This is a genomic window from Vibrio sp. HENC-03 (genome assembly GCF_000305755.2).
Lineage (GTDB): Bacteria > Pseudomonadota > Gammaproteobacteria > Enterobacterales > Vibrionaceae > Vibrio > Vibrio owensii.
Map to the genome: position 1 here is coordinate 1 of NZ_JH976112.1, position 12,609 is coordinate 12,609.

The following is a 12,609-nucleotide window of genomic DNA, read 5'->3' on the forward strand; positions in this document are numbered from 1 at the left end:
GCTATCCGTGAAGGTGGCCGTACTGTAGGTGCTGGTGTTGTTGCTAAGATCTTCGACTAATTCTTAACGAATTAAACGAATGTCTTCGGAAAATCTTGAATTAGATTTGACGAACCAGTATCAAAAAGGGCATCATTTGATGCCCTTTTTCTGCACTCAATATTATTTTAGCTGTTTTCTTGTTCAAAATTTGGTTGAGAGTAGAGCAAGATTAAGCGGAGAGGCTTAATCTTAAGAGAGTAACGCTGATTTTATCAGCGATATGGAGTTTGCCCTGCAACAGCGGGGTTATTGTCGTCTATATTAAGACTTGTGACAGGTTGGTTTATGAAAGCAAATAATGCTGAAACTCCTGATAGCTCAAACGCAGCAGATACGTTTAAGTGGATTGCCGCTTTCGTATTGGCAGCGGCCGCTGTTGTGGGTAATTACCTGTATGGTGAAATGTCTGTAGTTGTTCGTGCTGCAGGCGTTGTTGTTCTTATTGCAGCTGCCCTAGGCGTTGCTGCGACAACGACTAAAGGTAAAGCAGCGATCAGTTTTGCAAAAGAATCTCGTATGGAAGTTCGTAAGGTTGTTTGGCCTACACGCCAAGAAACCATGCAAACGACACTGATTGTTTTAGCTGTAAGTATTGTAATGGCTCTAGTGCTATGGGGAATTGACGGCATCATGGTTCGTTTAGTTGCTCTAGCAACTGGGGTATAGAGGGTAGTGATTCATGAGTGAAGCTCCAAAAAAACGCTGGTATGTAGTTCAAGCCTTCTCTGGATTTGAAGGTCGTGTAGCTCAGTCTCTACGTGAGCATATCAAAATGCACGCTATGGAAGAGCTATTCGGTGAAGTACTAGTTCCTACTGAAGAAGTAGTGGAAATGCGCGCGGGTCAGCGTCGTAAATCTGAACGTAAGTTTTTCCCAGGCTACGTCCTTGTTCAGATGATTATGAACGATGAATCATGGCACCTAGTACGCAGTGTGCCGCGTGTCATGGGCTTCATTGGTGGTACCTCAGACCGTCCAGCACCTATCACAGATAAAGAAGCTGACGCGATTCTTAACCGTCTCGAGAAAGCGAGTGAGTCTCCTCGTCCTCGTACAATGTACGAAGCGGGCGAAGTGGTACGTGTTAACGAAGGTCCATTTGCTGACTTCAATGGTACTGTTGAAGAAGTGGATTACGAGAAGAGCCGCCTGAAAGTGTCTGTATCGATCTTTGGTCGTGCAACACCAGTTGAGCTTGAATTTGGTCAAGTTGAAAAACTTGATTAAAAAAACACCTTTTTAAGGGTTGTCTAAGGCGCGAATTATGACTATAATTTCGCGCCTTTTTACTTCTCATGAAGTAAAGAGATTTTACGTAAACGGGGAGCTGGTCAGCAGACTAGCGTTTGAACCCAAACTTTAGGAAATATCATGGCTAAGAAAGTTGAAGCTTACATCAAGCTACAAGTTGCTGCTGGCGCTGCGAACCCAAGTCCACCAGTTGGTCCTGCTCTAGGTCAACACGGTGTGAACATCATGGAATTCTGTAAAGCGTTCAACGCAAAAACAGAATCTATTGAGAAAGGTCTACCAACTCCAGTAGTTATTACAGTATACAGCGACCGTTCTTTCACGTTCGTAACTAAGACTCCACCTGCTGCTGTTCTTCTTAAGAAAGCTGCTGGCGTTAAGTCTGGTTCTGGTCGTCCAAACACTGAAAAAGTGGGCACTGTAACTGACGCTCAAATCCAAGAAATCGCAGAAACTAAAGCTGCTGATATGACTGGTGCTGACATCGAAGCGATGAAGCGTTCTATCGCTGGTACTGCTCGTTCAATGGGCCTAGTGGTAGAGGGTTAATAAGATGGCAAAACTAACTAAGCGCATGCGCGTAATCCGCGAAAAAGTTGACGTAACTAAAGAATACGAAATCAACGAAGCTGTTGCTCTTCTTCAAGAACTAGCTACTGCTAAATTCGTTGAGTCTGTAGACGTTGCTGTTAACCTAGGCATCGATGCTCGTAAATCTGACCAGAACGTACGTGGTGCAACTGTACTACCTCACGGTACTGGTCGCGAAATCCGCGTTGCAGTGTTCACTCAAGGTGCAAACGCTGAAGCAGCTAAAGAAGCTGGCGCAGACATCGTTGGTATGGAAGATCTTGCTGAGCAAGTTAAGAAAGGCGAAATGAACTTCGACGTTGTTGTTGCTTCTCCAGATGCAATGCGCGTTGTAGGTCAACTAGGTACTATCCTAGGTCCTCGCGGTCTAATGCCAAACCCTAAAGTTGGTACTGTAACTCCTAACGTTGCTGAAGCGGTTAAGAACGCTAAAGCTGGTCAGGTTCGTTACCGTAACGACAAAAACGGCATCATCCACACTACTATAGGTAAAGCAAACTTCTCTGCTGAGCAGATCAAAGAAAACCTAGAAGCTCTTCTAGTTGCTCTGAAGAAAGCTAAGCCATCTTCAGCGAAAGGTACTTTCCTGAAGAAAGTAAGCATCTCTACTACTATGGGTGCTGGTGTTGCTGTTGATCAGGCTAGCCTGAACACTCAAGCATAATTTATTTGCTTAGGCGCAAAATTTGTGTATAATTTTGCGCCTAATATTTGTGGTTGGGGCTGAACATTGGTTCTTTGAACTGTCTCCTAGTTCGAAATGAATTAAGACCCAGTCTCCGTCCAAGACCGTAGGTGTTTGTTCTCAAAACAAACTTAATCATCCTACGTAGATGGTGCCCGAACTGACAGAAAGCTCTATGTAAATAGTTAACTTTCTTCTGGGAATGCACCTCAATAGCTCTCACTGTCGTGATGATAGTGAGTGGTGTAACGACAACCAGGAGTAAATCCAAGATGGCTTTAAACCTTCAAGACAAAAAAGCAATTGTTGCTGAAGTCAACGAAGCTGCCAGTGGTGCACTTTCTGCAGTTGTAGCTGATTCTCGTGGCGTTGAAGTTGGCGCGATGACTTCTCTACGTAAACAAGCTCGCGAAGCGGGTGTTTACATGAAAGTCGTGCGTAACACTCTAGCACGTCGTGCGGTTCAGGGTACAGACTACGAGTGTCTAACTGACACTTTCACTGGTCCTACTCTAATCGCGTTCTCTAACGAGCACCCAGGTGCTGCAGCGCGTCTTTTCAAAGACTTCGCTAAAGAGAACAAAGATTTCGAGATCAAAGCTGCTGCATTTGAAGGCGCTTTAACTGACGCTGAAGTACTAGCAACACTACCAACTTACGACGAAGCAATCGCACGCCTAATGATGTGCATGAAAGAAGCTTCTGCTGGCAAGCTGGTACGTACTATCGCTGCTATCCGCGATCAAAAAGAAGAAGCAGCGGCTTAAGCCTTGCTTTTTACTGGTTGCAAAATAAACTTATTGTTGACTTAAAAGAGAATTGTTATGTCTATTACTAACGAGCAAATCCTAGACGCAGTTGCAGAAATGTCTGTAATGCAAGTTGTTGAACTAATCGAAGCTATGGAAGAGAAATTCGGTGTATCTGCTGCTGCTGCAGTAGTTGCAGGTGGCGCAGCAGGCGGCGAAGCTGCAGCTGAGCAAACTGAATTTGACGTAATCCTAACTGCAGCTGGCGGCAACAAAGTTGCTGTTATCAAAGCAGTACGTGGCGCAACTGGCCTAGGTCTTAAAGAAGCTAAAGCTCTTGTAGACGGCGCTCCAGCACCTCTAAAAGAAGGCGTTGAGAAAGCTGAAGCTGAAGCTCTTAAAGCTCAGCTAGAAGAAGCAGGCGCTTCTGTTGAAGTTAAGTAATTATTACTTAATTTCATAGCCTAACGGCTAATGGCTGGTGGTTTTTTAACCACCGGCCTTTTTGCGCTGTAGGGCATGAGCGAATTTTCCCGCTGTTTAAGCGTCTCATGTCCATGCAAAAAACATTTCATTCCTACGCAATGAGATGTCACTACAGTAAACAGCTATTTAGTCACTGTCCCTTACCCCCCTTAAGTAACTAGGTGCGGGCGGACGGTTTGGGTCACTTATCAGCGAGCTGAGGAACCCCATGGTTTACTCTTATACCGAGAAAAAGCGCATCCGTAAGGACTTTGGTACTCGTCCACAAGTTTTGGACATTCCATACCTGCTATCGATCCAGCTCGATTCGTTCGACAAATTCATCGAACAGGATCCTGAAGGTCAATACGGTCTTGAAGCTGCTTTCCGTTCTGTATTTCCAATTCAGAGCTACAACGGCAATTCTGAGCTGCAATACGTTAGCTACCGTCTTGGTGAGCCAGTTTTTGACGTTAAAGAATGTCAAATCCGCGGTGTAACTTACTCAAAGCCACTACGTGTAAAACTACGCCTAGTTATCTTTGATAAAGACGCGCCAGCAGGTACTGTAAAAGACATTAAAGAACAAGAAGTCTACATGGGCGAAATTCCGCTTATGACAGACAATGGTACCTTCGTAATTAACGGTACCGAGAGGGTTATCGTATCCCAGCTGCACCGAAGCCCAGGCGTGTTCTTCGACAGCGATAAGGGTAAGACCCACTCTTCAGGTAAAGTTCTATACAACGCACGTGTAATTCCTTACCGTGGCTCATGGTTAGACTTTGAGTTCGATCCTAAGGATAACTTATACGTACGTATTGACCGTCGTCGTAAGCTACCAGCTTCGATCATCCTTCGTGCACTTGGTAAAACGTCAGAAGAAATCCTAGATATCTTCTTCGAGAAAGTGAACTTCGAAGTGAAAGACCAAACTCTACTAATGGAGTTGGTTCCTGATCGTCTGCGTGGTGAAACTGCGTCATTCGACATCGAAGCGAACGGTAAAACTTACGTTGAGCAAGGTCGTCGCGTAACGGCTCGTCATATCCGCCAACTAGAAAAAGATGGCGTTGATCACATCGAAGTACCAGTTGAGTACATCGTTGGTAAAGTTGCATCGAAAGATTACATCAACGAAGCAACAGGCGAGATCATTGTTAACGCTAACCAGGAAATTAGCCTGGAAGCACTAGCGAACCTATCTCAGGCTGGCCACAAATCACTAGAAACGTTGTTCACCAACGATCTAGACCACGGTCCATTCATGTCAGAAACACTACGTATCGACAGCACTGTTGATCGTATTTCTGCATTGGTAGAAATCTACCGCATGATGCGCCCTGGCGAGCCACCAACAAAAGAAGCTGCAGAAGCACTATTCGAAAGCCTATTCTTCTCTGAAGAGCGTTACGATCTATCGACTGTTGGTCGTATGAAGTTCAACAGCTCTATCGGCCGTGAAGATGCTCAAGAGCAAGGCACACTTGACGAGCTAGATATCGTTGAAGTGATGAAGAAGCTTATCGCGATCCGTAACGGTAAAGGCGAAGTGGACGATATCGACCACCTTGGCAACCGTCGTATCCGTTCTGTAGGCGAAATGGCTGAGAACCAGTTCCGTGTAGGTCTAGTACGTGTTGAGCGTGCAGTTAAAGAGCGTCTAAGCCTAGGCGATCTTGACGCAATCATGCCTCAAGACCTGATCAACGCGAAACCAATCTCTGCAGCTGTTAAAGAATTCTTTGGCTCTTCACAGCTTTCACAGTTCATGGACCAAAACAACCCGCTATCAGAAGTAACGCACAAGCGTCGTATTTCTGCATTGGGTCCTGGCGGTCTAACTCGTGAACGTGCTGGCTTCGAAGTACGTGACGTACACGTAACTCACTACGGTCGTCTATGTCCTATCGAAACGCCGGAAGGTCCAAACATCGGTCTGATCAACTCTCTATCTGCGTTTGCGCGTTGTAACGAGTACGGTTTCCTAGAGACACCATACCGTCGCGTTGTAGATGGCGTTGTTACAGACGAAGTAGATTACCTATCTGCAATCGAAGAAGGCCAATTCGTTATCGCACAGGCTAACGCTGCGCTAACTGAAGAAGGCGGTTTTGCAGATGAGCTGATCACAGCTCGTCAAAAAGGTGAATCTGGTCTACACCCTCGTGAGCACGCTCAGTACATGGACGTTGCGACAAACCAGGTTGTATCTATCGCTGCATCGCTTATCCCGTTCCTAGAACACGATGATGCGAACCGTGCATTGATGGGTGCGAACATGCAACGTCAGGCAGTTCCAACACTGAAAGCTGACAAACCGCTTGTTGGTACTGGTATTGAACGTAACGTAGCAGTTGACTCAGGTGTAACTGCAGTTGCTAAACGTGGTGGTGTAATCCAGTCAGTAGATGCTTCTCGTATCGTTGTTAAAGTGAACGAAGAAGAGCTAGTACCAGGCGAAGCTGGTATCGACATCTACAACCTGACTAAATACACACGTTCTAACCAGAACACATGTATTAACCAGCGCCCATGTGTGATGCCAGGTGAACCTGTATCACGCGGTGACGTTCTTGCTGATGGTCCTTCAACAGACCTTGGTGAACTAGCGCTTGGTCAAAACATGCGTATCGCGTTCATGCCTTGGAACGGTTACAACTTCGAAGACTCGATCTTAGTATCTGAGCGCGTAGTTCAAGAAGACCGTTTCACGACTATCCACATCCAAGAACTTACTTGTGTGGCGCGTGATACTAAGCTTGGTTCTGAAGAGATCACTGCTGATATTCCAAACGTAGGTGAATCTGCTCTGTCTAAACTAGACGAGTCAGGTATCGTTTACATCGGTGCTGAAGTTAAGGGTGGCGACATCCTAGTTGGTAAAGTAACACCTAAAGGTGAAACTCAGCTAACGCCTGAAGAGAAGCTACTACGTGCAATCTTCGGTGAAAAAGCATCTGACGTTAAAGATACTTCACTACGTGTACCTAACTCTGTATCAGGTACGATTATCGACGTTCAAGTCTTCACTCGCGATGGCGTAGAGAAAGACAAGCGTGCGCTTGAAATCGAACAAATGCAGCTTAAAGAAGCGAAGAAAGACCTAACTGAAGAATTCCAGATTCTTGAGGGTGGCCTTCTAAACCGCGTTAAAGCTGTACTGATCGATGGTGGTTACTCTGAAGCGAAACTAGACACGACTGATCGTAAGAAGTGGCTAGAACTAACGCTAGAAGACGATGCACTACAATCACAGCTTGAGCAACTTGCTGAGCAGTGGGACGAGCTAAAAGCTGATTTCGATAAGAAATTCGAAACTAAGCGTCGCAAGATCACTCAAGGTGATGATCTAGCACCTGGCGTACTGAAGATCGTTAAGGTTTACCTAGCGGTTAAACGTCGCATCCAGCCTGGTGATAAGATGGCGGGTCGTCACGGTAACAAGGGTGTAATCTCTAAGATCAACCCTGTTGAAGACATGCCATACGATGAGAAAGGTCAGCCTGTAGACATCGTACTTAACCCACTGGGTGTACCTTCGCGTATGAACATCGGTCAGATCCTAGAAGTACACTTAGGTCTGGCAGCGAAAGGTATCGGTGACAAGATCAACCAGATGGTTAAAGAGCAGCAAGAACTAGCGAAATTCCGCGAGTTCCTACAAAAAGTTTACGACCTAGGCGAAACTCGCCAGAAAGTAGACATTGCTTCTCTATCTGATGACGAAGTTCGTACTCTGATCAAGAACCTACGTGGCGGTCTACCAATCGCGACTCCAGTATTTGACGGTGCACCAGAAGCGTCTATTAAAGCGCTACTGAAACTAGCAGACCTACCAGAATCTGGTCAGCTAAAACTGTTTGATGGTCGCACGGGTGACCAGTTTGAGCGTCCTGTAACTGTAGGTTACATGTACATGCTGAAACTGAACCACCTTGTTGATGACAAGATGCACGCTCGTTCAACTGGTTCGTACAGCCTAGTAACTCAGCAACCACTTGGTGGTAAAGCTCAGTTCGGTGGTCAGCGTTTCGGTGAGATGGAAGTATGGGCACTAGAAGCATACGGTGCTGCTTACACTCTACAAGAAATGCTAACGGTTAAGTCGGATGACGTTAACGGCCGTACTAAGATGTACAAAAACATCGTAGACGGTAACCACAGCATGGAACCTGGTATGCCAGAATCGTTCAACGTACTGTTGAAAGAGATTCGCTCGCTAGGTATCAACATCGAGCTAGAAGACGAAGAGTAATCTCTTTTCTCTTGACTAAGGTTGAGAGAATCAAAAAGCGATTATTTGGTAGAAGGTGCTCACTTTAGCGAGTGAGCTCCTTTTAACTCCTTACAGGAGCTGATTGTGAAAGACTTATTAAACTTTCTAAAAGCACAGCATAAGACCGAAGAATTTGATGCTATCAAAATCGGTCTATCTTCTCCGGACATGATCCGTTCATGGTCTTTCGGTGAAGTTAAAAAACCTGAAACGATCAACTATCGTACGTTCAAACCTGAGCGCGATGGTCTTTTCTGTGCGCGTATCTTTGGTCCAGTTAAAGACTACGAATGTCTTTGTGGTAAATACAAGCGCCTGAAGCACCGTGGTGTTATCTGTGAGAAGTGTGGTGTAGAAGTTACACAAACTAAAGTTCGTCGTGACCGTATGGGCCACATCGAGCTAGCATCACCAGTAGCTCACATCTGGTTCCTAAAATCGCTACCGTCTCGTATCGGTCTACTAATGGATATCCCACTACGTGATATCGAGCGTGTTCTTTACTTCGAAATGTACGTAGTAACTGAACCAGGTATGACTGATCTAGAAAAATCTCAGATGCTTACTGAAGAAGAGTATCTGGATCGTCTAGAAGAGTGGGGCGACGAGTTCACTGCTAAGATGGGTGCAGAAGCTATCAAGGACCTACTAGGTTCTATGGATATGCACGCTGAAGCTGAACAAATGCGCGAAGAGCTAGAAACAACTAACTCTGAAACTAAGCGTAAGAAAGTCACTAAGCGCCTGAAACTGGTAGAAGCGTTTATTCAATCTGGTAACAACCCAGAGTGGATGATCCTGACTGTACTTCCAGTTCTTCCGCCAGATCTACGTCCTCTAGTACCACTAGATGGCGGTCGTTTTGCGACTTCAGATCTGAACGACCTATACCGTCGTGTGATCAACCGTAACAACCGTTTGAAGCGTCTTCTAGAGCTAGCTGCTCCGGACATCATCGTACGTAACGAAAAGCGTATGCTGCAAGAGTCTGTTGATGCGCTACTAGATAACGGTCGTCGTGGTCGTGCGATCACAGGTTCTAACAAACGTCCTCTGAAATCTCTTGCTGATATGATCAAGGGTAAACAAGGTCGTTTCCGTCAGAACCTTCTAGGTAAACGTGTAGACTACTCTGGCCGTTCTGTAATCACAGTAGGTCCATACCTTCGTCTACACCAGTGTGGTCTTCCTAAGAAGATGGCACTTGAGCTATTCAAACCATTTATCTACAGCAAGCTAGAGACTCGTGGTCTTGCGACTACAATCAAAGCTGCTAAGAAAATGGTAGAGCGTGAAGAAGCGGTAGTTTGGGATATCCTAGACGAAGTAATCCGTGAACACCCAGTACTATTGAACCGTGCACCTACACTTCACCGTCTAGGTATCCAGGCGTTCGAACCAGTACTAATCGAAGGTAAAGCGATCCAGCTACACCCACTAGTGTGTGCGGCGTACAACGCGGACTTCGATGGTGACCAAATGGCGGTTCACGTACCTCTAACTCTAGAGGCACAGCTTGAAGCTCGTACTCTGATGATGTCGACAAACAACATTCTGTCGCCAGCGTCAGGTGATCCGATCATCGTACCTTCTCAGGACGTTGTATTGGGTCTGTACTACATGACTCGTGACAAGATCAACGTGAAAGGTGAAGGCATGTACCTTTCTGGCCCAGCAGAGGCTGAGAAAGCATACCGCACTAAGCAAGCTGAACTTCACGCACGCGTTAAAGTACGTATTACAGAAACAGTTGTAGACGAAGACGGCAACAGCACAACAGAGACTAAGATGGTTGATACAACTATCGGTCGTGCAATGCTATGGCAAATCGTGCCAGCTGGTCTACCGTACAGCATCGTTAACCAAAAGCTAGGTAAGAAGCAAATCTCTAACCTACTAAACGAGGCGTACCGTAAGCTAGGTCTGAAAGACACTGTAATCTTCGCTGACCAAATCATGTACACAGGTTTCGCATACGCGGCACTATCTGGTGTATCTGTTGGTATCGACGATATGGTTGTACCGCCAGCTAAGTACACTGAAATCGCAGAGGCGGAAGAAGAAGTACGTGAAATCCAGGAACAGTACCAATCTGGTCTTGTTACTGCGGGCGAACGATACAACAAAGTTATCGATATCTGGGCATCGACCAACGATCGCGTAGCAAAAGCGATGATGGCAAACCTTTCATCGGAAACGGTAGTTAACCGTGACGGTGAAGAAGAGCAACAAGAATCGTTTAACAGCATCTACATGATGGCTGACTCGGGTGCTCGTGGTTCTGCAGCTCAGATTCGTCAGCTAGCGGGTATGCGTGGTCTGATGGCGCGTCCAGATGGTTCAATCATCGAAACGCCGATCACAGCGAACTTTAAAGAAGGTCTAAACGTACTTCAGTACTTTATCTCAACGCACGGTGCTCGTAAGGGTCTTGCGGATACGGCACTGAAAACAGCGAACTCGGGTTACCTAACTCGTCGTCTAGTAGACGTTGCTCAAGACGTTGTTGTAACTGAACATGACTGTGGCACTCACGAGGGTGTTGACATGATGCCTCACATCGAGGGTGGTGATGTTAAAGTTGCACTAACTGAGCTAGCGCTAGGTCGTGTAGTAGCTGAAGACGTTCTTAAGCCAGGTACAGAAGATGTTCTGATCCCACGTAACACTCTAATTGATGAGAAGTGGTGTCAGATCATGGAAGAGAACTCAGTAGACAGCATGAAAGTGCGCTCTGTAGTTACTTGTGATTCTGACTTCGGTTGTTGTGCACAGTGTTACGGTCGTGACCTAGCACGTGGTCACCTAGTGAACCAAGGTGAAGCAGTAGGCGTTATCGCTGCTCAGTCTATCGGTGAACCGGGTACACAGCTTACGATGCGTACGTTCCACATCGGTGGTGCGGCATCTACTGCAGCAGCAGAGAACAGCATCCAAGCGAAGACAACTGGTACAGTTAAACTGCACAACGCTAAGTTCGTAATCAACAAAGATAAGAAGCTAGTAATCACGTCTCGTGCATCTGAGCTAACTATCATTGATGAATTCGGTCGTACTAAAGAGAAGCACAAACTTCCTTACGGTTCGATGCTAAGCAAAGGCGACAACGACGCAGTAACAGCTGGTGAAGTTGTTGCTAACTGGGAAGCGCACACCATGCCAATCATCACTGAAGTGGCAGGTCGCATCCAGTTCGTAGACATGATCGACGGTGTTACAGTTTCTCGTCAAACAGATGACCTAACAGGTCTATCTTCAAGCGAAGTAACTGACCCAGCAGCTCGCCCAGCAGCAGGTAAAGATATGCGTCCGGCTATCAAACTTGTTGATGAGCAAGGTAACGATGTAATGATCCCTGGTACAGAAATGCCAGCTCACTACTTCCTACCTGGTAAAGCGATTGTAAACATCGAAGATGGCGCTGAAGTTGGCATTGGTGACACACTATCTCGTATCCCTCAGAAATCTGGCGGTAACAAAGATATCACCGGTGGTCTACCACGCGTAGCTGACCTATTCGAAGCTCGTAAGCCTAAAGAGCCTGCGATCCTTGCTGAGCACACAGGTACTGTGAGCTTCGGTAAAGAAACGAAAGGTAAGCGTCGTCTAGTTATCACTCGCGACAGCGGTGATACTTACGAAGAGATGATTCCTAAGCATCGTCAGTTGAACGTATTTGAAGGTGAGCGTGTTGAACGTGGTGACGTGATCGCAGATGGTCCAGAGTCTCCACATGACATTCTACGTCTACGTGGCGTACACGCTGTAACTCAGTACATCGCTAACGAAGTACAAGAAGTTTACCGTCTACAAGGCGTTAAGATTAACGATAAGCACATCGAGACTATCGTTCGTCAAATGCTACGTAAGTGTACAATTACTCACGCTGGTGACTCTGAGTTCCTACCTGGTGAGCAAGTTGAATACTCACAAGTTAAGATTGCTAACCGTAACCTAGAAGCTGAAGGCAAAGAGCCAGCACGTTTCGAGCGTGAGCTACTAGGTATTACTAAGGCATCTCTAGCGACTGAGTCGTTCATCTCTGCGGCATCGTTCCAGGAGACAACTCGCGTACTAACAGAAGCTGCGGTTTCTGGTAAGCGTGATGACCTACGTGGTCTGAAAGAGAACGTAATTGTTGGTCGTCTGATCCCAGCTGGTACTGGTTTCGCATACCACCAAGATCGTCAAGCTAAACGTGCTGAAGCGCAAGAAGGTCCATCTGCTGAACAAGCAACAGATAACCTAGCTGCACTTCTAAACGCAGGCTTCTCTTCTGACGAATAATCGTTAAGAGCTTAAAAGAAAAGGCACCCTCGGGTGCCTTTTTTGTTTCTTGGAGGCCAAATAGAACGCTTACGCTCCGAGAGTCGAGAGCGCTTCGCTTTAGGAGTCGAGGGGTGTTTGTTGGAGGGGATTTACAAGAAGCTTACTCTCGAAAGGTGTTGACAGGACTTGTTCCTAAAAAGACAAAATAGAGCCGAATCCCGAATCCCGAATCCCGAATCCCGAATCCCGAATCCCGAATCCCGAATCCCGAATCCCG

General features: G+C 46.3%; 8 protein-coding genes. All 8 read left to right on the plus strand.

Annotated features, from left to right (window positions below):
• The first annotated feature begins 327 nt into the window (after positions 1-327).
• The 8 genes from secE (at position 328) to rpoC (ending at position 12,350) form a co-directional block, all read left to right on the plus strand.
• On the plus strand, positions 328-708 hold the full coding sequence (gene secE / locus VCHENC03_RS16890) for a preprotein translocase subunit SecE (RefSeq protein ID WP_005440549.1): 381 nt from the start codon (positions 328-330) through the stop codon (positions 706-708).
• A 13-nt stretch (positions 709-721) separates the two neighbouring features.
• Positions 722-1,270 carry a transcription termination/antitermination protein NusG gene (gene nusG / locus VCHENC03_RS16885; RefSeq protein ID WP_005440551.1) on the plus strand — a complete coding sequence of 183 codons (549 nt, stop codon included), beginning with the start codon at positions 722-724 and terminating at the stop codon, positions 1,268-1,270.
• A gap of 144 nt (positions 1,271-1,414) precedes the next feature.
• On the plus strand, positions 1,415-1,843 hold the full coding sequence (rplK, locus tag VCHENC03_RS16880) for a 50S ribosomal protein L11 (RefSeq protein WP_005440554.1): 429 nt from the start codon (positions 1,415-1,417) through the stop codon (positions 1,841-1,843).
• A gap of 4 nt (positions 1,844-1,847) precedes the next feature.
• Complete coding sequence (gene rplA / locus VCHENC03_RS16875) at positions 1,848-2,549, plus strand: 50S ribosomal protein L1 (protein WP_005384683.1); 702 nt, start codon at positions 1,848-1,850, stop codon at positions 2,547-2,549.
• A 293-nt stretch (positions 2,550-2,842) separates the two neighbouring features.
• The gene (gene rplJ / locus VCHENC03_RS16870) at positions 2,843-3,337 is read left to right on the plus strand and encodes a 50S ribosomal protein L10 (RefSeq protein ID WP_009705464.1); all 495 of its coding nucleotides are present in this window, start codon (positions 2,843-2,845) and stop codon (positions 3,335-3,337) included.
• Between the two features lie 57 nt (positions 3,338-3,394).
• Positions 3,395-3,763, plus strand: coding sequence for a 50S ribosomal protein L7/L12 (rplL, locus tag VCHENC03_RS16865; RefSeq protein ID WP_009705465.1), 369 nt, complete (start codon positions 3,395-3,397; stop codon positions 3,761-3,763).
• Between the two features lie 250 nt (positions 3,764-4,013).
• A complete protein-coding gene (rpoB, locus tag VCHENC03_RS16860) occupies positions 4,014-8,042 on the plus strand; it encodes a DNA-directed RNA polymerase subunit beta (protein WP_009705466.1) in 4,029 nt (1,342 codons plus the stop codon).
• Between the two features lie 105 nt (positions 8,043-8,147).
• The gene (gene rpoC / locus VCHENC03_RS16855; protein WP_005433640.1) at positions 8,148-12,350 is read left to right on the plus strand and encodes a DNA-directed RNA polymerase subunit beta'; all 4,203 of its coding nucleotides are present in this window, start codon (positions 8,148-8,150) and stop codon (positions 12,348-12,350) included.
• Positions 12,351-12,609: the final 259 nt, after the last annotated feature.